The organism is Nocardia sp. NBC_01327, assembly GCF_035958815.1.
Taxonomy (GTDB): domain Bacteria; phylum Actinomycetota; class Actinomycetes; order Mycobacteriales; family Mycobacteriaceae; genus Nocardia.
The window spans coordinates 2,746,212-2,767,033 of sequence record NZ_CP108383.1 but is presented as its reverse complement, the minus strand read 5'-3'; the positions used below and the strand labels follow the sequence as shown (position 1 = coordinate 2,767,033).

At 67.2% G+C, this 20,822-nt stretch carries 18 protein-coding genes; 9 read left to right on the top strand and 9 right to left on the bottom strand.

From position 1 onward, the window contains the following. Window positions 1–167 precede the first annotated feature (167 nt). Window positions 168–1,436: an MFS transporter gene (locus OG326_RS12175; protein ID WP_327144741.1), complete on the top strand. Its 1,269-nt coding sequence runs from the start codon at window positions 168–170 to the stop codon at window positions 1,434–1,436. Window positions 1,437–1,458: 22 nt separating this feature from the next. Here OG326_RS12175 and OG326_RS12170 read toward each other — a convergent pair whose 3' ends face one another. Continuing rightward, window positions 1,459–2,358 (bottom strand): helix-turn-helix domain-containing protein, encoded by a 900-nt coding sequence (locus OG326_RS12170; protein WP_327144740.1) that lies wholly within the window; start codon window positions 2,356–2,358, stop codon window positions 1,459–1,461. 105 nt (window positions 2,359–2,463) lie between these two features. Between OG326_RS12170 and OG326_RS12165 the strand changes: the two genes are divergently transcribed. Together OG326_RS12165 and OG326_RS12160 are read left to right on the top strand one after the other, a co-directional pair. Further along, complete coding sequence (locus OG326_RS12165) at window positions 2,464–3,630, top strand: DUF445 domain-containing protein (protein ID WP_327144739.1); 1,167 nt, start codon at window positions 2,464–2,466, stop codon at window positions 3,628–3,630. A 162-nt stretch (window positions 3,631–3,792) separates the two neighbouring features. Further along, window positions 3,793–5,214, top strand: a complete 1,422-nt coding sequence (locus OG326_RS12160) for a short-chain fatty acyl-CoA regulator family protein (protein ID WP_327144738.1) — start codon at window positions 3,793–3,795, stop codon at window positions 5,212–5,214. Between the two features lie 178 nt (window positions 5,215–5,392). Here the strand turns inward: OG326_RS12160 and recG are convergent, their stop codons facing one another. Both recG and OG326_RS12150 read right to left on the bottom strand, forming a co-directional pair. Further along, window positions 5,393–7,663 carry an ATP-dependent DNA helicase RecG gene (recG, locus tag OG326_RS12155; RefSeq protein WP_327144737.1) on the bottom strand — a complete coding sequence of 757 codons (2,271 nt, stop codon included), beginning with the start codon at window positions 7,661–7,663 and terminating at the stop codon, window positions 5,393–5,395. Continuing rightward, window positions 7,664–9,682, bottom strand: coding sequence for a DAK2 domain-containing protein (locus OG326_RS12150; protein WP_327144736.1), 2,019 nt, complete (start codon window positions 9,680–9,682; stop codon window positions 7,664–7,666). It abuts the gene before it with no gap. 306 nt (window positions 9,683–9,988) lie between these two features. Here OG326_RS12150 and rpmB point away from each other — a divergent pair, with 306 nt between their 5' ends. Together rpmB and OG326_RS12140 are read left to right on the top strand one after the other, a co-directional pair. Then, window positions 9,989–10,177, top strand: a complete 189-nt coding sequence (rpmB, locus tag OG326_RS12145) for a 50S ribosomal protein L28 (RefSeq protein WP_209889521.1) — start codon at window positions 9,989–9,991, stop codon at window positions 10,175–10,177. Window positions 10,178–10,275: 98 nt separating this feature from the next. Further along, window positions 10,276–10,779: a GNAT family N-acetyltransferase gene (locus tag OG326_RS12140; RefSeq protein ID WP_327144735.1), complete on the top strand. Its 504-nt coding sequence runs from the start codon at window positions 10,276–10,278 to the stop codon at window positions 10,777–10,779. 1 nt (window position 10,780) lies between these two features. Here the strand turns inward: OG326_RS12140 and OG326_RS12135 are convergent, their stop codons facing one another. From OG326_RS12135 to OG326_RS12125, 3 genes are read right to left on the bottom strand one after another with little or no spacing between them, the layout of a single operon-like run. Then, the gene (locus OG326_RS12135; protein ID WP_297611236.1) at window positions 10,781–11,044 is read right to left on the bottom strand and encodes a hypothetical protein; all 264 of its coding nucleotides are present in this window, start codon (window positions 11,042–11,044) and stop codon (window positions 10,781–10,783) included. A 35-nt stretch (window positions 11,045–11,079) separates the two neighbouring features. Next, window positions 11,080–11,757 (bottom strand): uracil-DNA glycosylase, encoded by a 678-nt coding sequence (locus OG326_RS12130; protein ID WP_327144734.1) that lies wholly within the window; start codon window positions 11,755–11,757, stop codon window positions 11,080–11,082. A gap of 47 nt (window positions 11,758–11,804) precedes the next feature. Beyond that, window positions 11,805–12,716 (bottom strand): thiamine-phosphate kinase, encoded by a 912-nt coding sequence (locus tag OG326_RS12125; protein ID WP_442791025.1) that lies wholly within the window; start codon window positions 12,714–12,716, stop codon window positions 11,805–11,807. A 201-nt stretch (window positions 12,717–12,917) separates the two neighbouring features. Here OG326_RS12125 and OG326_RS12120 point away from each other — a divergent pair, with 201 nt between their 5' ends. Next, window positions 12,918–13,889: a DUF3515 domain-containing protein gene (locus tag OG326_RS12120; RefSeq protein ID WP_327144732.1), complete on the top strand. Its 972-nt coding sequence runs from the start codon at window positions 12,918–12,920 to the stop codon at window positions 13,887–13,889. 37 nt (window positions 13,890–13,926) lie between these two features. Here the strand turns inward: OG326_RS12120 and OG326_RS12115 are convergent, their stop codons facing one another. The 3 genes from OG326_RS12115 to OG326_RS12105 all read right to left on the bottom strand — a co-directional run bounded on the left by OG326_RS12115 (window position 13,927) and on the right by OG326_RS12105 (window position 16,502). Continuing rightward, window positions 13,927–14,223: a DUF6191 domain-containing protein gene (locus tag OG326_RS12115; RefSeq protein WP_327144731.1), complete on the bottom strand. Its 297-nt coding sequence runs from the start codon at window positions 14,221–14,223 to the stop codon at window positions 13,927–13,929. Between the two features lie 139 nt (window positions 14,224–14,362). Further along, complete coding sequence (locus OG326_RS12110; protein ID WP_327144730.1) at window positions 14,363–15,463, bottom strand: D-alanine--D-alanine ligase family protein; 1,101 nt, start codon at window positions 15,461–15,463, stop codon at window positions 14,363–14,365. 43 nt (window positions 15,464–15,506) lie between these two features. After that, entirely contained in the window at window positions 15,507–16,502 is a 996-nt protein-coding gene (locus tag OG326_RS12105; protein WP_327144729.1) for an NAD(P)H-dependent glycerol-3-phosphate dehydrogenase, read from the bottom strand. A gap of 317 nt (window positions 16,503–16,819) precedes the next feature. Between OG326_RS12105 and cofC the strand changes: the two genes are divergently transcribed. The 3 genes from cofC to OG326_RS12090 all read left to right on the top strand — a co-directional run bounded on the left by cofC (window position 16,820) and on the right by OG326_RS12090 (window position 20,705). Then, on the top strand, window positions 16,820–17,488 hold the full coding sequence (gene cofC, locus OG326_RS12100) for a 2-phospho-L-lactate guanylyltransferase (protein ID WP_327144728.1): 669 nt from the start codon (window positions 16,820–16,822) through the stop codon (window positions 17,486–17,488). A 62-nt stretch (window positions 17,489–17,550) separates the two neighbouring features. Further along, the gene (locus tag OG326_RS12095) at window positions 17,551–19,746 is read left to right on the top strand and encodes an RNA degradosome polyphosphate kinase (protein WP_327144727.1); all 2,196 of its coding nucleotides are present in this window, start codon (window positions 17,551–17,553) and stop codon (window positions 19,744–19,746) included. Further along, complete coding sequence (locus OG326_RS12090; RefSeq protein WP_327144726.1) at window positions 19,743–20,705, top strand: NUDIX hydrolase; 963 nt, start codon at window positions 19,743–19,745, stop codon at window positions 20,703–20,705. Before OG326_RS12095 ends, OG326_RS12090 begins: the two co-directional genes overlap by 4 nt. The last annotated feature ends 117 nt before the right edge of the window (window positions 20,706–20,822 follow it).

The window sequence follows — 20,822 nt, the reverse complement described above, 5'->3', positions numbered from 1 at the left end:
TGCGGGCGCTTTTCGCCGCGGGCACACCGTACTGACCTGGGATGTCGGCGAAGGGCCGACAAGATCGGCGAGAACGGTCCAGTATGGATGCGCTTGCTGTCTCGGGTGTTTCCGAACCGGTCGGGTTCTTGTCGCCGAGGCGTGGTCGGTGGCGGACGAGGGGAATCATGACGACGGTACCGAGGACAAAACTCACTGCGGATCAACGTAATTCGTTCATCGCCGCCCAGCTCGGCTGGACCATGGACGCCTTCGACTACTTCATCGTGATCTTCGTCTACGCCGATATCGCCACGAGTTTCGGCAAGTCCAAGGGTGAGGTCGCGTTCATCACCACCGCGACGCTGATCATGCGCCCGGTGGGGGCGCTGCTGTTCGGATTGTGGGCCGACCGGATCGGGCGGCGCGTTCCGCTCATGGTGAACGTCGCCGTGTACTCGGTGGTCGGATTCCTCTGCGCGTTCGCGCCGAACTTCACCGTGCTGGTGATTCTGCGCATGCTCTACGGGATCGGCATGGGCGGTGAGTGGGGTCTCGGCGCGGCGCTGGCGATGGAGAAGATTCCGGCCGAGCGGCGCGGGTTCTTCTCCGGATTGCTCCAGGAGGGCTACTCGTTCGGGTACCTGCTGGCCTCGCTCGCCTCACTGCTGGTGTCGAATTGGCTCGGCCTGTCGTGGCGCTGGCTGTTCGCGCTGTCGATCATTCCCGCGCTCATCATCCTGCTTCTGCGTACCCGGGTGCGCGAATCGGAGGTGTGGGAGGCCGCGCAGGAGAAGCTCCGCGTCACCACGACCTCGTTCCGCGACATCCTGACCAACCCGGTCATCGTGCGCCGCTTCCTGTATCTGGTGCTGCTGATGACGGCGTTCAACTGGATGAGCCACGGTACGCAGGACGTCTATCCGACATTCCTGTCGGCCACCCAGCACGGCGGTGCGGGACTCTCCACCGTCACCGCCAAATGGATCGCGGTGATCTACAACATCGGCGCGATCATCGGCGGCCTGGTCTTCGGCACGCTTTCGCAGCGGTACGGCCGCCGCTACACGATCATCTTCTGCGCCCTGCTCGGATTGCCGATCGTGCCGCTGTGGGCGTATTCGCACACCGCGGCCATGCTGTGCCTCGGCTCATTCCTGATGCAGCTCATGGTGCAGGGCGCGTGGGGCGTCATCCCCGCACATCTCACCGAGATGTCCCCCGATGCGATCCGCGGCTTCTACCCCGGCGTCACCTACCAGCTCGGCAACCTGCTCGCCTCGCTGAACCTCCCCATCCAGGAGCGCCTGGCCGAATCACACGGCTACCCCTTCGCCCTCGCCGCGACCATCATCCCGGTTCTCATCGCCGTCATCGTCCTCACCTCGATAGGCAAGGAGGCCAAGGGCATCCGGTTCGGCGCCGCCCCCGAGGACGGCCGGGCGCCCGCGGGTTGATCGGCACAGCCGTGGTTCCGCGCTAGGTCTGCGACTGGTTCTTGCTGTTGACGCCGTCGCCGATGCGGCGGGCGGCGGTGGCCAGTTCGGCGAGGTAGCGGCGGCGTTCCTCGCGGGTGACATCCATTCGGAGCGGGCCGATCTGGAGTTCCATGACCGCACGCCCGCCACCGTCGAACACCGGTGCGCTCAGGTAGCTGATCGGCAGCGGGATCTCCTCGTCGAGGGTCTCCTGGTCGTAGGCGCTGCCGATAATGGTGCCGAGCTGGGCCAGCACGCGGCCGCGCAGATCCTTGCTCGCCGGATGATCGGCGAGGTGATCGGCGACCTCGGAGAGCACCCGGACGGTGGGCATACTGTCGGGTTCCAGCCGCCAGGCGCAGTAGCCGGTGGTGCGCAGGGTGGACAGCACGTCGCGGTATTCCTCACGGCGTTCGGGTCCGCGGGTCTGCAGCCAATCCTGTTGGCGCGCAGCGCTGGAGTGCGCGATGATGGCCGCGCCCGCGGGCGCCCGCAGCGGGATGCGCGCCCCGGATTCGATGCCGACGGTAAGCCGATCACGAGTCACGGCGACGAACTCGATGCGCTCACCGGCGAGAGCGGTGAGCGCCGCGCCGCAGTCGACGCGGGCCGCGAGCCGCTCCAATTCTTCGTTCAGCCAGATCCGATCGCCCCGGGAATCCGCCTCCCGCCTGCCGAGCGCGGCGACGGCCGGGCCGAGTTGGTAGGTCAGATCCGGCAACCGCCGCACCCATCCGCGTTCGGCGAGCGCGGACAGGATCGCACCTGCCGTGGAACGGTTGAGGTCGAGGCCGTCGGCGATTTCGGCGGAGGTGAGGGTGTTGCGCTGTGCCGCGAGCAGTTCCACGATGGCGATGACGCGCTGGGTAGGCGGCGAGCTCTCCGTCTTGCCAGCGGGCACGTGTTTCTCCTAGCCTCACGATACGAATAACCGGATCATTCTATTCGAATAGTCGCATCGAGGAGCGGGCATGGCAATACACAGGAACCAGGGGCCGAACCCGTCGTGATCGCCGATTTCGCCGACCACTGGCTGCTGTACTGCTCGATTCCGCTCGTCGCCGCGCTCATCGGCTGGGTGACCAAGATCGTCGCCGTGCAGATGCTCATGTATCCGCTCGAATTCCGCGGCATCCCACCGTGGTTGGGCTGGCAGGGCGTCATCCCGCGCTCCGCGCCGCGCATGGCGACCATCGCGGTCGACCTCATGTTCGGCAAGCTCATCGATCCACAGGACATCATCGCCCGCATCGATATCGCGGAACTGACCACGCGCCTGCGCGAACCCCTGGACGCGGGCGTGGACTACATGGTCCGCGAAATGATGATGAAGCATCAGCCGCGGCTGTGGGTGAACATGCCCGAGGCGGGCCGGCGCGCCATCATCGAACGCGCACAACGGGATCTGCCGCAGCTCATCGAGGATATCGTCGTCGATCTGCGCACCAATCTCGATCAGGTGATGGACCTGCGCGGGATGGCGATCAGCGCGCTGGTGGACGATAAGACGCTGCTGGTGGAGATGGTGCGCCGGGTCGGCCGCAATGAGCTGCGGTTCATCGTGCGCTCCGGGCTGATCTTCGGCACGGTCCTCGGTTTCGTGCAGATGATCACCTGGGCGTTCACCCATTCCTCCTGGCTCATGCCCGCTTTCGGTGGTTTCACCGGCTTGGTCACCGACTGGCTGGCGCTGCAGATGATCTTCCGTCCGATCCGCCCGGTCGGTATCGGACCGCTGCGCTGGCAGGGCCTGTTCCACAAGCGCCGCGAGGAGGTCTGCACCGATTACGGCGATCTCATCGCCACCGAAATCCTCACCCCCGCACGCATTCTGGAGGCGGTGCTGAACGGACAGCGAGCCGACCGGTTGGCTTCGATCCTCGATCATCACGTCACCGAATTCCTCGACCTGCAGACCGGCCCGGCCTGCAGCGCGATGCCGTCGCCTTCGTGCTCGATCATGTGCGGGCCGCGGCGAATTCGGGCTTCGACCGGCATGCCATCGAGGCCCTGGACGTGCGCAGCCTGGTCATCGAGAAGACCGAGCAGCTCAGCGACGACGAGTACGAGGGCCTGCTGCGCCCCGCGTTCAAACAGGACGAGTGGAAACTGGTGGCTATCGGCGCGGTGCTCGGCTTCCTCGTCGGCGAACTTCAGGTTCACCTGCTGCTGACCTGAAATGGCCGATCGCACCGGCCCGGAACTGCCCGAATTGCCGAATTCGCATGCTACGCAGTCGGAGCGCGGCGGCGAAATCCCATGCAGGAATAAGAAATGCGGACAAGTACCTTCATATTGCGATGATTGCAAAGCCTGATCGGTAGCATCTCGCATTGTGCGCAAGATGTATGCGGGTGCCCGACTACGACGGTTGCGCGAGGAACGCCGGATGACCCAGGCGGCCTTGGCCAAATCCCTGGATCTGTCCCCCAGCTACCTCAACCAGCTCGAGCGAGATCAGCGGCCACTGACCATTCCGGTGCTTCTCAAACTGAACTCCACCTTCGATCTGGATGTGCAGTTCTTCGCCGCGGATTCCGATGCCCGCCTCGTCTCCGATCTACACGAGATCCTGGTGGAGGCCGCGGGCGGCAATGCCGCGCCCGTCGCCGAGGTCGAGGATCTGGCGACCCGCATGCCGGAGGTCTCGAAAATCGTTGTGGCCATGCACCGCCGACTACGAGCGGCCACCGATCAACTGGATCTGCTCTCGGCCAAGGTCGCCACGCCGACCGGCGCTCCGGGCGTGCCGATGCCGTACGAGGATGTGCGCGACTTCTTCTACGACCATCACAATCACATCGCCCAGCTCGACCTCGCGGCCGAGCGACTGTTCGACGACTGCGGGCTCACCGTCGGCTCGCTGGACCGGCAGCTGGCACGGGTGGCCGAGGAGCGCGCGGGCGTCACCGTGCTGGTGCGCGGCGACGGGGCCGACCCGAATGTGCCCAAGCGCCACTACGAACCGGAGACCCGGACGCTCACGCTCGCCCGAAGACTCCGGCCGGGGCAGCGCGCCTTCCAGATCGCGTCCACCCTCGCCTTCCTGTTGCACGGCAATCTGCTCGACGAGGTGCTGGACGAAACACCGTCGCTCGCAGGAGAATCCCGCACTCTCGCCCGCCTCGGGCTGGCCAACTACTTCGCCGGCGCGCTGGTGCTGCCGTACAGCAAATTCCTGCGCTCGGCCGAAGAGCTCCATTACGATATCGACCTGCTCAGCCTGCGTTTCGAGGTCGGCTTCGAAACCATCTGCCACCGGCTCAGCACCCTGCAGCGGCAGGGCCAGCGCGGGGTGCCCTTCTTCCTGGTCCGCACCGACCGCGCCGGCAATATCTCGAAACGCCAGTCCGCCACCGCATTCCACTTCTCCAGAGTCGGCGGCAGCTGCCCGCTCTGGGTGGTGCACGAGGCCTTCGCCCACCCCGGCCGCATGCTGACCCAGGTCGCCGCCATGCCCGACGGCCGCCGCTACCTGTGGATCGCCCGCACCACCACCCCCACCCCGACCGGATTCGGCACCGCCGGAAAAGAATTCGCCATCGGCCTGGGCTGCGATATCGAATACGCCGACCGCCTCACCTACTCCCGAGGCCTCCCACTCGAGGACCCCACCACCGCCATCCCGATCGGCGCCGGCTGCAAAGTCTGCGAACGCCCCAGCTGCTCCCAACGCGCCTTCCCCCAAATAGGCCGCCCCCTGGCCATCACCGAAAACACCAGCAGCGACCTCCCCTACCCCCGCCTCCCCCAGTAACCGCACCCGGCGACCCTCCCCTTCACCTCACAGCCCGTCTCCGCGACCACACCGGTCGTCTCTCGACCGAACAGACGCTGTAAGCGCTGTTCGGTACTGAGACAACCTGTTCCGTCGACCCTGAAGAGCCCACTCGGTACAGCTCGCCGGTACGCGGGTCGGTGCTGACTTCGGCGGGTTATGACTTGGCGAGGTATTCCAGGCGTTCGCCGTCTACGGCGGCGGTCATCATGCCGGCTAGGCCGGGGTGTTTTTGCAGGCCTGGGTCGGCGGTGACTACTTCGCGGGCCAGTTGTTGTGCGGCGGTGATTACTTCGAGGTCGTCGAGGAGGGAGAGGAGGCGGAGGCTGCGGGCGGTGCCGGATTGGGCCGAGCCGAGGACGTCGCCTTCGCGGCGTTGGCGGAGGTCCAGGACTGCCAGTTCGAAGCCGTCGGTGGTGGCTGCTACCGCTTCGAGGCGGGCCATTGCCGTTCCTACGGGGCCGGATTCGGTGATGAGGAGGCAGAGGCCGGGGTGTTTGCCGCGGCCGACGCGGCCGCGGAGCTGGTGCAGCTGGCTCACGCCGAAGCGGTCGGCGTCGACGATCACCATGACGGTCGCGTTCGGGACGTCCACGCCGACTTCGACGACCGTGGTGCAGACCAGCACATCGATCTCGGCATCGTTGAAAGCCCGCATGACGCGGTCCTTCTCGTCCGAGGGCAGACGGCCGTGCAGCAGGCCGATGCGCAGATCCTTCAGCGCGCCGGTGCTCAGCATCTCGTAGATGTCGACGGCGGAGTGCGTGGTGGGGCCTTCCTTCTCCTCCTCGGATTTCGCCTTGCGGCCCTTGGTTTTACCGTTCTCCTCCTCGTCACCGATGCGGGAGCACACCACGTACGCCTGGCGGCCCGCCTGCACCTCCTCGTGAATGCGCTCCCACGCGCGATCCACCCAGGACGGTTTCGCCTTCGCGGGCACCACCTTCGAGGTGATGGGCGAGCGGCCGCGCGGCAGCTGGGTGAGGGTGGAGGTCTCGAGATCGCCGAGGGTGGTCATGGCGATGGTGCGCGGGATGGGGGTGGCGGTCATGACCAGCAGGTGCGGGCTGATGCCGTTCTTGGCCTTGGCGCGCAGGGCATCTCGCTGCTCCACACCGAAGCGGTGCTGTTCGTCGACCACCACCATGCCGAGGTCGAAGAACTCCACCGAATCCTGGATGAGGGCGTGCGTGCCGATCAGGATGCCCGCCTCACCGGTGACGGCGTCCAGCAGCGCGGCCCGCTTCTGGCCCACCGACATGGAACCGGTCACCAGCACCACCTTGGTGGCGATATCGGACGCGCCCAGTTCACCGGCATTGCCGAGATCGCCGAGCATATTCTTCAGCGACCGATAGTGCTGGGAGGCAAGAACTTCCGTCGGAGCGAGCAGTGCGCACTGCTGACCGTTGTCGACCACCTGCAGCATGGCGAGCAGGGAGACGATGGTTTTGCCGGAACCCACCTCGCCCTGCAGCAGCCGGTGCATGGGATGGGTGCGCGACAGATCGGCGGAGATCTCCTCGATGACGGCCTGCTGACCCTCCGTCAACTCGAACGGCAGCCGCTTGTCGAAGGCGGCGGCAATGCCGTCGGTGCGCGGCAGGCTCGCCTTCGCGGTGCGCCCCTCCGCCTGATGCCGGCGCTCGGCCAGCACCAGCTGCAGGGCCAGGGCTTCGTCGAAACGCAGTCGGCCCCTGGCCTGTTCGATATCGGACTTGCTCTCGGGTAGGTGAATGAGCCGCAGCGCATCGGAGACCGGCACCAGGGCATGTTCGGCGCGCAGGTCCTCGGGCAGCGGATCCTCGATGGGATCGAGCTGATCGAGCACCTGCCGCACACAGCGCAGCAGATCCCAGCTCTGCACCTTCGCGGTGGCCGGGTACACCGGGATGAACTCTCGTTCGAAGAACGAGATATCCACGCCCCCGGCGCCTTTCGCGCTCTGCGCCAGTCCGCGCAGGGCGCCGCCGCCGCGCACCGAGGTGAGGCTCTCGACGGAGCCCTCGCCCTTGTCGGGCAGGATCAGATAATCCGGATGCGAGAGGTTCCACCGGTCCGGCCGCCACCAGTGCACGGTGCCGGACATCATGGCGCGCACACCCTCCTTCACGAGGTGGCGGACCTTGTCGCCATTGAAGAAGGTGACCTCGATCGGCTTCGCGGAGCCGGTGTCCAGACTCACCTTCAGCAGGCTGCCGCGCCGATTCTTCATGGGGCGCAGATCGGTTTTGGTGACCCGGCCCATGACGGTGATGTGCTGGCCCTCCTCCGGCGCCTCCTCGGTGAGCGGCTGCCCCTGCGTGGCATAGCGCAGCGGATAGTGCCGTAGCAGGTCCTCGACGGTGCTCATATCGAACGCCTCGGCCAGCGGTTCGGCGGCCTTCACGCCGAGCACATGGTCGAGCCGATCACCCAGTGTCGCCACCTATTCCACCCCGATCTGCACCAGATCACCGGCCTGACCACCGGGATACACCACCACCTCGACACCCGGGAACGAGGCGCCGACATGCTCGGCCAATTCTTCCGAAAGCCCCTGCGGCACTTCCGCACCGATGAGCATGGTCACCAATTCCCCACCGAGACCGAGCATTCGGTCCAGCAGGGTGCATCCGGCGGAGGCCACATTCGAATCGATGACCACCACATCGTGCCCGACGAGGCCGAGCCCGTCACCCGCCTCGCAGGTGCCGACAATCGTGAGGGCGCGCTCCGGCGCGATTTGCAAAGCGCCCCAGCGGGTTCCGGCGGCAGCCTCGGACATGGCGAAGACATCGTCGGCCGCGATCCGCCCGCCGTCGTGCATGGACAATGCCGCCAGCCCCTGCACCATCGAGGCGCTCGGCAGCATGAGCACATCGCGATTCCCGTCGCGCGCGGCCACACTCACCGCCATCAACTCGTGTGCAGGCAGGGCGCCGTTCGGCAGCACCAGCACCTCACGGTGGGGCAGTCGCCGAATCCCGGCCAGCAGGGCCTGGGCCGTCACATCCCCCTCGAGCACCTCGGCTCCCGCATCCTCGAACAGGCGCACCGCCCCCGCCCCCGAGGCCACCGCGAGAATCCCCCGCTCGCCCGGCCCGCCCGGCGCATGCGCCGACACCGCCAGCGTCTCGATCCGAATCCCGCTCACCCGCCCCGCCGCCAGCCCGGCCTCCACCGCCGCCCCCGCATCCGCGCAATGCACATGCGCCGACCAGATCCCGCCCCCGTCCCCCACGACGACCACCGAATCCCCCAGCCCGTCGAGCTGTTCCCGCAACCGGGCAACCCGCCGCTCATCGGTCCCACTCAGCAGATACATGACCTCATACTGCGGCGCATACCCACCCCCGAACCCCTCCACCGTCTCATGCTCGCCACCGCCGAGACTTCCGCCCCGCATCCCGATCCCACTGGGCCCCAACGCATTCGGGGTCCCCATCGTCCCGCTGACATTCTGGGCATGCGCAGCCGCCGCACCCGCAGTTCCGGTTGCCACGCCGTCCGCAGTCGCCGCACGTGCACCGGCCTCTGCCCCAGTGGCCGTTGCAGGGGTCGCGTCGAGGACGGTCCCGGAGTTCCCTGGGGCCACACCTGATGGACCGACCGAGCTCATGCCGCCCCCCGGTCGCGCCCCACGCTCGCCATTCCTCACATACGCGGGCCGAGCCACCGGCTGTCCACCGGTCGCGGCCACCAATTCGTCCAGCAGGACCAGCAATCCGCGCGCGCCGGCGTCCACAACCCCGGCCTGCCGCAATACTCCGAGTTGTCCGGGAGTCTCACCGAGCGCCTTCGCCGCACCATCGGCAGCAGCGAGCGCAACAGCGGCCAGGGTGCGCTCCGAACAATCGACGGCCCGCTCAGCCGCACAGTCCAGCACGGTCAGCATGGTCCCCTCGACCGGCGAACTCAGCGCCTCCCGCACCAGCAGCGCCGCTCGCCGCAGCCCTTCCCGCAATGTCCGTTCATCGAGCGGCCCGTCACTCACCGCCTCGGCCACGCCACGCAGCACCTGCGACAGGATGATTCCCGAATTGCCTCGCGCCCCGATCGTCGCCGCCCGAGCCATGGCTCCGGCAACCTCCTGCGCGGACAACCGCGTATTCAGTACCGCATCGGCGGACCTGACCTGCTCAGCGCTCTCGGCATCCGAATTCGGTGCACTCACGACGCCGAAATCCCGCTCGGCGCGCCGAGCTGCCGCACCTGACGTGGTCTCGCCCACAGCCTGGTCGGCCGCTGACCGGTCGCTGCCGCGGGACCGGTCTGCGGCGAGGGCTTCGGCGGCTCGGACCGCCGCGCGCATGGTGCTGAAGAGATTGGTGCCGGTATCGGAGTCGGCGACCGGGAAAACGTTCAGCGCGTTGATCTCGTCACGGTGGCGTTCCAGGGCGTGTAGGCAGCCCTGCCCCCAGCGCAGCAGCGCAGCACCGTCGAGCACGTCCCCAACCGCGGGCACCGTCACCGTCCTTCCGCCGCATTTCCCGACCTTACGATCCGGCCGCCAGCCTAGTCGGGAACACCGACACCCCGCCGTCACCTGCCGTTCGCCCGTGTTCACCCGGCGCCGAACGGGGGGCAATTGGACATGGCAGTTGGGGGGCGGTTACTCTTGTGCGGTTGCCCGACGCGGGCACTGATCCTTATCAGGTATCAGAAACGCGTTCGCTAGCGATTCGCTGGCAGGCACGTCCCCAGACATTACGTTTCCGGACTCGCTGTTTTTCGAGCAGCGTCCGAACATGACATGAAGGAGCTCGCGACTATGGCTGCCGTCTGCGACGTCTGCGCCAAGGGCCCCGGCTTCGGTAAGTCGGTTTCGCATTCGCACCGGCGCACCAACCGTCGTTGGAATCCGAACATCCAGACCGTCCGCGCCCAGGTTGCCCCCGGCAACACCCGGCGCATGAACGTGTGCACCTCCTGCCTCAAGGCCGGCAAGGTCACTCGCTGATTTAAGTACTTTCGAACAAAAGCCCCGGCGCCCAGAATGGGTCGTCCGGGGTTTTTGCTGTGCACGGGCCGCCCCGACCGGTAGTGGGAGACGCTGAAATGGCTGAGTGGCAGGTAGTTCCGCTGGGACCCGAACACACCTACAGCATGGCCGAATGCCATATCGCCTGCTGGCGTGAGGCATACCAGGATTTGGTGCCCGCCCATGTGCTCGCCGCCTTCGACGTCGACCGCCGGGCGCAGCAGTGGGAACGGATCCGGGTCGAATACCCGGGGACGATCGCGGTCGCGGTCAGCGACAATACGGTTGTCGGATTCGCCAGTAGCGGGCCGAATAGGGATGAATCACCCACAGCCGAGCGGGAACTCAGCGCCATGTACGTGCGCGCCGCCTGGTACGGCACAGGCGTGGCGCACGGACTCATCGAGACGGTATTGGCCCAGGACGCCGATACCTCCCTCTGGGTGTTCGAGGAGAATCCGCGTGCCCGGGCCTTCTACCGCAAATACGGCTTCGAACTCGACGGCACCCGCCGAGCCGAGGCCTTCACGCCCGCAATCGAAGTGCGCATGGTGCGCCGCATCGGCGAGCGGTCGAGCTGAATCAGCGATTGCCGGTGAAGCAATCCACCTGCTGGCTGATCGACTGGAACATGCACGCCGTCTGCGACGTCACCTGAGACGACATCGAGGTGGCGCTATTGGTATCGAACAGGCTGGCCACGGGCGACGAATTGGTCGTCGTCGTGGTGGTGGCGGCCGGAGCCGGTTCCAGCGTCAGCGGTTCGGCATTCGCGACCGCCGGAGCGGCCAGCGCGGCGCCCGCGGCGAGAACGGCGAAAACGCCACGGGCAGTCTTCTTCTGCATACACATGCTCCTGAATCGGATCAACGGATTCGCGCTTAGGGCAGACGCCAGTCCACCGGCGCGGCACCCAATGTACCCAGCAATTCGTTGGTTCGTGAGAACGGCCTCGATCCGAAGAATCCGCGCGAGGCGGACAACGGTGAGGGATGGGCGGATTCGATGAAGGGGGTCGACCCCAGCATCGGCTTCAATGTCGAGGCGTCCCGGCCCCACAGAATCGCGACGAGCGGCTGGTCACGGCCGACCAATGCGCGAATCGCCTGCTCGGTCACCGCTTCCCAGCCTTTACCGCGATGCGAGGCCGCCTGGCCCGGCTGCACGGTCAGCACTCGGTTCAGCATGAGCACCCCCTGATCCGACCACGGCGACAGATCACCGCAGGACGGCGTCGGGTATTCCAGATCCTTGGTGTACTCGGAGAAGATATTGCCGAGACTGCGCGGCACCGGCGAAACATCCGGCGCCACCGAGAAACTCAATCCCATGGCATGGCCCGGGGTCGGATACGGATCCTGGCCGACGACCAGTACCCGTACTTTGTCGAACGGCCGCTGGAATGCGCGCAGCACGTTCTCCCCCTTGGGGAGATAGCCACGCCCCTCGGCGTTTTCGATTCGAAGGAATTCGCCCATCTCGGCGATGCGATCGGTCACTGGTTCGAGGGCCTCGGCCCAGCCCGAATCCATGACCTCCGACAGTGGTTTGGCGCCCATGTCGGGAAAACTTATCGTGGCCCGATTCCTGGCGGAACCCCGCCCACCTATGCGAAGGATTCCCAACCGGTAGGTCCGTTTCGGGCGATGCCGTCGACGGTCACTCCCGACCCGGCAACCACCCGCCCCACAGGCCGCCAACCTGCGGGCACATCGCCGACGGCGGCGAAAGTCGCGGCGAAGGCATGATCTTCGCCGCCGGCCAGAATCCAGTCGAGCGCATCCCCGCCGAGCGTGGCGGCAATCGACTCCAGCACCGGGTCGTGCAGGGCGGCGGAATCGAGATCGATGGCGACACCGGAAGATTCGGCGATATGTCCCATATCGGCGAGCAGGCCGTCGGACACATCGGTGAGGGCGGTGATGGCCACGGAGGCGGGCAGGTCCAGAACGGCCGCGTACGGCGGCTGTGGAACCCGGTGCACGGCAACCACATCCGCGAAGGACGCGGAATCGGCGGCGGAGTGGCCCGCGGCGAGCACCGCATAACCCGCACCCGACCAACCCAGCAGTCCGGCCACCGCCGCGATATCACCGGGCCGGGCGCCGGATTTGAGAATCGGCTCGCGCTCCCCCGGATCACCGAAGGCGGTCACCGAAATCACCAGCAGCGGGCTGCGCACCACATCGCCACCGGCAATCGACGCACCGGCCCGCTCCGCCTCGGCCCACATACCGTCCGCGAGTTCGGTGACGAAGTCGACGGGCGTGTCCGAGGGGCAGCCGAACGACACCACGAAGGCGCTCGGCGTGGCGCCCATGGCCACCACATCCGCGGCATTCTGGGCAATGGCCTTGCGCCCGATATCGTGCGCGCTCGACCAGTCCAGCCGGAAGTGCCGGTCCTGCACCAGCATGTCGGTGGTCACCACGAACCGACCGGCCGGCGCCGCCACCACGGCCGCATCGTCCCCCGGCCCGAGCAGCACATTCGGCCCCTGGATCCGCCCGGCATTCATCCGCGCGATCAGCCCGAACTCCCCGAGCTCCCGCACGGTCTTCGGCCTGCGCGCACTGCTGCTGGCGGTGATGACGGTCTCCTCGGCGGTGAGTGGGCTGCGGATCGCGGACCTGAGAACGGTACCCTCGGACACGCAATCGACGACCACCCGCCGGGACCCGCTGTGCCCGGCACGGCACGATCGGGGACCGACAACCGGATGAGCAACGACACCCGCGGCAGCGAACCGGAATCCACCCACCCGGACGCCACCAGCGAATCGGCCTCCGCACCTCGGACGACCGCCGAGCCGGGCACGGACACCCCCGCGCCGACCGAAACCCCGGCCGCCCCCACCACCTCCGACGAATCGGGCAAAGTCGACCGTGCAGCGTCAGCTGATACCGCCACGATCCTCGGCGATTCCGCCGCTGCTGCAGGTTCCACCACTGCCGCAAGTTCCACCACTGCCGCAGGTTCCACCGAGGCCGCAGGTTCCACCACTGCCGCAGGCGATTCCCACACTGCCGAAGGTGCTACCGGGGACCAGGACGATTCTGCCGCCGGCGCAGGCCCGGACGAAGGCGGATCCGGCGATTCTGCGACCGACGGCGCGGAGGCTGCCGCAGCCGGGACCGTGGTCGAGGAGCTGGATGAGCGGCGGTCGCCCGCGCTCATCGCTACGGCGATCGCGCTGCCGATCGCGCTGGTCGTGGGTGTGCTGGTGATGGGTGTGATGGCCAATCGGCATCCGGCGCGGTCGGCGCTCGTGCTCGGGTCGGTGCAGGCGCCCGCGGCGGGTGGGCCGGAGTGTTCGGCGCTGCTGCCCGCGCTGCCGGAGAAGCTGGGCGATTACACCACTTCCGAGTTGGTGCAGCCCGCGCCCGTCGCGACCAAGGCGTGGCAATTGCCCGAGGGCGGGGATGCGATTGTGCTGCGCTGCGGGATGGATCGGCCGATGGAATTCAATCGGGCCTCACCGCTGCAGGTCGTGAACAATGTCAGCTGGTTCGATGTGCGTGACCAGACCAGTGGCGCGACCTCCGGCACCTGGTGGGCGGTCGATCGGGGCACCTATATCGCGCTGACCATGCCGGACAATGCGGGACCGACTCCGCTGCAGGAGATTTCGGACGCCATCACCAAGGTGATTCCGCAGAAGCCGCTCGATCCCGGCCCGCTGCCGAGCTGACCCGGAAGTCCGCGAAGCCCCGGCGCGGGTACGGCCGTCAGGGCTTGCGCAGCGTCGCCTTGCCCTTGGTGAGGTCGATCTCCAGACCGTCGGCCCCATCGCCCGGATTCTCCCGGTGCATGAGCACCGATTGCCGCTGCTCGAATTCGTGCTTCTTCCCGGACTCGAAGACCGACCCGAACTGTTCGAATCCGATGGCCGCGGCACTGCGCTCCTCGGCCTCGGTGCCGCGCATCCACGGCAGCCCGGCGCGGCCGGTCACCTTGCGATAGCCCAGTTCGGCGAAGGCCACCACGATGATCAGCAGGGCCAGCCCGGGGATTGTCATAGCCATGAGCACATCACCGAGATTACGCCGCGCCGCCGCGCCTGACGTCACCCTGAAGTCGCACGCCGCGCTCCACCGACAGGGGGATGGACGAGCACCGGACCGCGCCGCGCGGGCACGGTCCGGCATTCGAAAGTACGCGGATTCAGCGCAGGCCGATCCCCCGGGCGAGGGCGGTCTCCACCAGATTGGTCACCAGATCCTTGCGATCGAGACCGGTGGCCTCCCACATCTTGGGGTACATGGAGATGGCGGTGAAACCGGGCATGGTGTTGATCTCATTGATGACCGGCCCGTCCTCGGTCACGAAGAAGTCCACGCGCGCCAGCCCCTGGCAGTCCAGCGCCCGGAACGCCTGCACGGCGAGCTCGCGAATCTGTTGCGACACATCATCGTCCAGCTTGGCCGGCACATCGAATTCGCAGACGTCGTCGAGGTATTTGGTATCGAAGTCGTAGAACTCGGGCCCCTCGGGGGTTTCCTCCGGCATCCGGATCTCCGCCACCACACTGGCTTCCACCCGACCGTCCGGGAATTCCAGTACACCGCACTCGACTTCGCGACCCACGATGCCCGCCTCGACGATCACCTTCGGATCATGTTGGCGCGCAGCGGTAATCGCGGCATCGAGCCCGGACCAGTCATCGACCTTGGTGATGCCGATGGACGAGCCGCCCCGCGCGGGCTTCACGAACACCGGCAGGCCGAGCCGGTCCCGGTCGCCGTCCGACAGCGTCGCGACACCGGGCCGCAGCACCACCTGCGTCCCGATCGGAAGCCCTTCGGCCGCAAGGAGTTTCTTGGTGAACTCCTTGTCCATACCGGCGGCACTGGCCAGCACGCCCGGCCCGACGTACGGGATTCCTGCGAGCTCGAGCAGCCCCTGCATGGTGCCGTCCTCACCGAAAGCGCCGTGCAGCACCGGAAACACCACATCCACCCGGCCGAGCACGGCGTCCACGCCGTCGAGCCGGACCAGGGTGCCGGGGCGGCTGGGGTCGGCGGTCAGCGCCAGCGAGGCGCCGAGGTTGTCCACCGAGGGAAGTTCACGGCTCGCATCGGCGGTCAGCGCCTGCGAATCGGCCGCGCTGAGCACCCAGGTGCCCTCGCGCGTGATGCCGATCGGAACCGCCTCGTACCGTTGCGGATCGAGGCTGGCCAATACCGTACGGGCCGACACGCACGAGACGCCATGCTCGTTGCTGCGCCCGCCGAACACCACCGCCACCCGGATCCTGTTGGTCATGCCCGGAACCCTATCGGGCGTGGATGCCGACGCGGTTACGTGGTCACTCCGGTTTGAGCCGGCGCCCCAGCAACTGCCCGACGGCCTCGGAGGTGGCCAGCCCCTCATGACATACCTGGTGCATGGCATTGGTCAGCGGCATCTCCACGCCGTGCGCGGCGGCGAGCGCCCGCACCGATGTGCAGGACTTCACTCCCTCGGCGACCTGCCCATGAGTGGCCTGCTGCGCGGATTCCATGGTCCCGCCCGCGCCGAGCACATGCCCGAAGGACCTATTGCGCGACAGCGGCGAGGTGCAGGTGGCGACCAGATCGCCGACCCCGGCCAGCCCCGCGAGGGTGACCGGTTCCGCGCCCACCGCGACGCCGAGGCGAATGATCTCGGCCAGGCCGCGGGTGATGAGACTGGCAATCGAGTTGTCGCCCAATCCCATTCCGGAGGCGATACCGCAGGCCAGCGCGATCACGTTCTTACAGGCGCCGCCGATCTCGCAGCCGATCACATCGGCATTGGTGTACGGCCGGAAGTATCCGGTGGCACTGGCCAGCTGCACCGCCTCGGCCCGCGCGGTATCGGTGCAGGCGACCACGGTCGCGGCCGGTTGCCGATCGGCGATCTCCCGCGCCAGATTCGGCCCGGACAGCACCGCGACCCGGCTCGAATCCGCGCCGCTGACCTCGGCGATCACCTGGCTCATGCGCAGCAGCGTGCCGGTCTCGATGCCCTTGGCCAGGCTCAGCAGCGTGGCGTCCCCGGGGATATCGCCCTGCCACTCCGCCAGATTGGCGCGCAGCGACTGCGACGGCACCGCCAGCACCACGATGTCCGCGCCCGCCAGCGCGGCGCGGTGATCATGGGTCGCGGCGATCGGCGGCAGTTCGATCCCCGGCAGATACCAGGGATTGCGATGCTCGGTATCGAGCACCTTCGCCACCTCCGGCCGCCGAGCCCACATGGTGACCTCGGTTCCGGCCTCCGCCAACACCTTCGCGAACGCGGTCCCCCAAGAACCCGCCCCCAGCACTGCAGCCCTAGCCATCCTGCCAATATAAGCGCGCACGAAATCCACCGCGCCGAGCACCGCACAGCGGGTACTCAGAGACTCGGGAAGCGATGGCGCCGCGCACGGGTTATCGACTTCCAAGGACGGCCGCTCACTTCGCCGTCATATTGGAGTGGGAGGATTCGGACATGTGCACGCCCTGGCGCATCGGCACCCATAATTCGCGGCCCGGCTCGGTCTGGACTGACGGAGCGGGGGAGCGCAGCGGAGGAGCGGAGGAGGGAAGACCGAGCTTGCAGGGCCGCGAATCCGCTCGGAGCGAAGCGGAGGGCAAAATTAACACCGTTCACGCCGTGATTGCGGTGAAGAACCTCGAGCTGGCCAAGAGCCGGCTCGCCGATCGCCTGCCTCCGCAGGATCGGCCACGGCTGGTGCTGGCCATGCTCACCGATACGGTGCGCGCGGCAGTCTCGACGGCGCAGATCGCCTCGGTGACCGTGGTGACCCCGGATCCCGTGGTCACCGAACTGGTGCGCAGCCTCGGCGCGTACGTCCATCCGGAGCCCCAGGGCGCCGGTGGCCTGAATGCCGCGCTGTCGGCCGGGGCCGCGTCGGCCCGGCACCGGCACGGCGCGGTCGATCTACTTGCCCTGCAAGCGGATCTGCCCGCACTACGCGCACAGGAACTGTCCGACATGCTGATCGCCGCCGGGCCCGCCCGCTCGGTGGTCACCGATCACGACGGCAGCGGCACCGTCGCCCTGCTCGTCCGCGACCGCGCGGCGACGCTCGATCCGCTGTTCGGCCCGGATTCGGCCCGCCGCCATATCGCGGCGGGTGCCGTGGAGTTGCTCGGCGACTGGCCGGGTCTGCGACAGGACGTCGACACCGCCGAGGACCTCGATCGCGCCGCCGCGCTCGGCGTCGGTGAGGCCACCAGGACGCTGCTGCATGAAATCGGCGTGTCTCGGGCGTGTCGGGAAGCGAAACAAGTGCATCGGACGAGTTCCTCACTGTGCTGACCGGGCGTGATCTGCGCTGCAATGGACGGTGTCAGAACGGCACCCCGCCCACGACATAAGGAATGATCGTGAGAGTGAGCGATACGGACACCGTCAAGCAACCGCCGCTACTACCCGCGGCCCCGCCCGCGGCCACCCCACCGCCCACGGCCTCGGCAACTACGCGTTTGCCACAGGACCGCTACCTGAACCGGGAACTGAGCTGGCTCGACTTCAATGCCCGCGTGCTCGCGCTGGCCGAGGACACTTCGCAGCCACTGCTGGAGCGCGCTAAATTCCTCGCGATCTTCGCGTCCAATCTCGACGAGTTCTATATGGTCCGGGTCGCCGGACTGAAACGCCGTGCGGAAACCGGATTATCGGTGCGCTCGGCCGACGGCCTCTCCCCCACCGAGCAGCTGGAGATGATCGCGGCCCGCACGCAGGAGATCGCGGCCCGGCACGCGCAGGTCTTCCTGGACCAGGTGCTGCCCGCGCTGACCGCCGAGAACATCGCCATCGTGCGCTGGCACGACCTCGACGAGGACGAAAAGCAGCGGCTCTCGGGGTATTTCCAGGATCAGGTCTTCCCGGTGCTGACCCCGCTGGCCGTCGATCCCGCGCATCCGTTCCCGTACATCAGCGGCCTGAGTCTGAATCTCGCCGTGACGGTTAAGGATTCGGTCACCGGCGGCGAGCATTTCGCCCGCGTCAAGGTGCCCGACAATGTGGACCGCTTCGTCCGGGTCCGCCGCTCCCCCGCCATCCGGGATTCCGGTGCGGCACAGGGCGCCACGCTCGCCCCCTTCCTCCCGATGGAAGAACTGATCGCCGCGCATCTCGATCAGCTGTTCCCGGGAATGGAAGTGGTGGAACATCATTCGTTCCGCATCACCCGCAATGCCGATCTGGAGGTCGAGGAGGATCGCGACGAGGACCTGCTGCAGGCCCTGGAGCGCGAACTCGCCCGCCGCCGCTTCGGATCCCCGGTGCGGCTGGAAGTCTCGGACGATATGACCGAGCACATGCTCGATCTGCTGCTGCGCGAACTGGATGTCGATCCCGGCGATGTCATCCAGGTGCCCGGCCTGCTGGATCTGTCCTGCCTGTGGCAGGTGTACGGCGTGGACCGGCCCGGCCTCAAGGACGCGCCCTACGTGCCCGTCACCCCGCCCGCCTTCGGCGAACGGGAAACGCCCCGAAACGTTTTCGCGGCATTGCGCGAGGGCGATGTGCTGGTGCACCACCCGTACGACTCCTTCTCCACCAGCGTGCAGCGTTTCATCGAGCAGGCGGCCGCCGACCCGCAGGTGCTCGCCATCAAGCAGACGCTGTACCGCACCTCCGGCGACTCCCCCATCGTCAATGCCCTGATCGACGCCGCCGAGGCCGGTAAGCAGGTCGTGGCGCTGGTCGAGATCAAGGCCCGCTTCGACGAGCAGGCCAACATCAAATGGGCACGCGCACTGGAGCAGGCGGGCGTGCACGTGGTGTACGGCCTCGTCGGCCTCAAGACGCACTGCAAGACCTGCCTGGTGGTGCGGCGCGAGGGAGCCACCATCCGTCGCTACTGCCACATCGGCACCGGTAATTACAATCCGAAGACCGCGCGGCTGTACGAGGACGTCGGATTGCTCACCGCCGCACCGGAGATCGGCGCGGACCTCACGGACCTGTTCAACTCGCTGACCGGGTACTCGCGAAAAGCCAACTACCGCAACCTGCTGGTGGCTCCGATCGGCGTGCGCGCCGGAATCATCGAACGCATCGAACGTGAGGTCGAACTGGCCGCCGCGGGCGAGGCGGCGCGAATCCGGCTGAAGGCCAATGCCATCGTCGACGAGGAGATCATCGACGCGCTGTACCGGGCCTCGCAGGCCGGTGTACCGGTACAGATCGTGGTCCGCGGCATCTGCGGACTGCGCCCGGGCGTGCCCGGCATGAGCGAGAATATCGAGGTGCGCTCGATTCTCGGCCGCTACCTGGAACATTCGCGGGTCCTGCACTTCCAGGCGCAGAACGAGTACTGGATCGGCAGCGCCGATATGATGCACCGCAATCTGGACCGGCGCGTGGAAGTGCTGGCACAGGTGAAGGATCCGAAGCTGTCAGGCCGGCTGGGCGGGATGTTCGACTCGGCGCTGGACGCCACCACCCGCTGCTGGGTGCTCGGCCCCGACGGCAGCTGGCAGGCCCAGCCCGATCGAGATATCGCCGGCGAAGAGATTCGCGATCACCAGGACTACCTCATGCGACTGCGACGTCCGGATCGCCCGTGAGTAAGACGAATTCACCCGCTGCCGATTTCCCGGACCCCAGGGTCAAAGCGAACATCCCGGCAGCGGGTGCGGTGCTGTGGCGTTACGCGGACGACGGGGCCGTCGAAATCGCCCTCGTACACCGCCCCAAGTACGACGACTGGTCACTGCCCAAGGGGAAACTCGATCCCGGTGAGACCGCCCTCGTCGCCGCGGTGCGAGAAGTCGCCGAGGAGACCGGGATCCGGTCCCGCCTGGGCCGCTACCTCGGGCACGTCACCTATCCCGTGACCGGCCATCGCAAGCTCAAGCGGGTCGACTACTGGGCCGCGCAGATTCTCGGCGGCTCCTTCGAATCCAATGCGGAAGTCGATGTGCTCCAGTGGCATCGGACCGATGGCCTGATGGATGCGCTGTCCTACCCCATGGATCGCCACATGGTGCGCAATTTCCTTCGGCTACCGGCGGATACGGCCACACTGCTGCTGGTTCGCCACGCCAAGGCGGGCCGGCACGACCATTCCGATCCCGCGGACGACGAGCGGCCGCTCGAAAAGGCCGGTCGCGCACAGGCTCGCGCGCTGACGCCGAATCTGCTCGCCTTCGGCGCCGACGAAATCCATTCGGCCCCACCGCTGCGCTGTGTCCAAACCGTTACTCCGCTCGCGGTGGCCGTGGGCGCGGACATCGAACTGGAGCCGCAGTTCTCCGAATCCGGTTATGCCGCTGCCCCGGACGCGGCCCGCAAACGCCTGCGCGACCTGGTGTCGGCACAGTCGGTGCCGGTGATCTGCAGCCAGGGCAAGGTGATTCCGGATCTGCTCGAGTGGTGGGCCGACAAGGACGGCGTCACGCTGCCCTCGGCCCGCAATCGCAAGGGCAGTGTCTGGGTGCTTTCGGTACACCAGGGCCGCCTGGTCGCGGCCGATCATATCGATCGGGCACTGACACCGGTCGACCATTCGACGCTGGGTAAATAGCGCCGCGGGGATTTCGCACTATAACTGTGCGGCAATTGATGTCGGGCCCGTCAGCGCCCTATTTCGTCCCGTAAAAAGGCCCTGGGGGCCGGGTTCTCCCGCCCTCAGGGCCTTTTC

Excerpts from the sequence above, each read along its gene's own strand:
- OG326_RS12095 (WP_327144727.1), top strand. The coding sequence starts at position 17,551 with ATGATCGTGAGAGTGAGCGATACGGACACCGTCAAGCAACCGCCGCTA.
- rpmB (WP_209889521.1), top strand. The coding sequence starts at position 9,989 with ATGGCTGCCGTCTGCGACGTCTGCGCCAAGGGCCCCGGCTTCGGTAAG.
- OG326_RS12125 (WP_442791025.1), bottom strand. The coding sequence starts at position 12,716 with ATGAATGCCGGGCGGATCCAGGGGCCGAATGTGCTGCTCGGGCCGGGG.
- OG326_RS12105 (WP_327144729.1), bottom strand. The coding sequence starts at position 16,502 with ATGGCTAGGGCTGCAGTGCTGGGGGCGGGTTCTTGGGGGACCGCGTTC.
- OG326_RS12175 (WP_327144741.1), top strand. The coding sequence starts at position 168 with ATGACGACGGTACCGAGGACAAAACTCACTGCGGATCAACGTAATTCG.
- OG326_RS12130 (WP_327144734.1), bottom strand. The coding sequence starts at position 11,757 with ATGGGCGCCAAACCACTGTCGGAGGTCATGGATTCGGGCTGGGCCGAG.
- OG326_RS12135 (WP_297611236.1), bottom strand. The coding sequence starts at position 11,044 with ATGCAGAAGAAGACTGCCCGTGGCGTTTTCGCCGTTCTCGCCGCGGGC.
- OG326_RS12140 (WP_327144735.1), top strand. The coding sequence starts at position 10,276 with ATGGCTGAGTGGCAGGTAGTTCCGCTGGGACCCGAACACACCTACAGC.
- OG326_RS12115 (WP_327144731.1), bottom strand. The coding sequence starts at position 14,223 with ATGGCTATGACAATCCCCGGGCTGGCCCTGCTGATCATCGTGGTGGCC.
- OG326_RS12120 (WP_327144732.1), top strand. The coding sequence starts at position 12,918 with ATGAGCAACGACACCCGCGGCAGCGAACCGGAATCCACCCACCCGGAC.
- OG326_RS12110 (WP_327144730.1), bottom strand. The coding sequence starts at position 15,463 with ATGACCAACAGGATCCGGGTGGCGGTGGTGTTCGGCGGGCGCAGCAAC.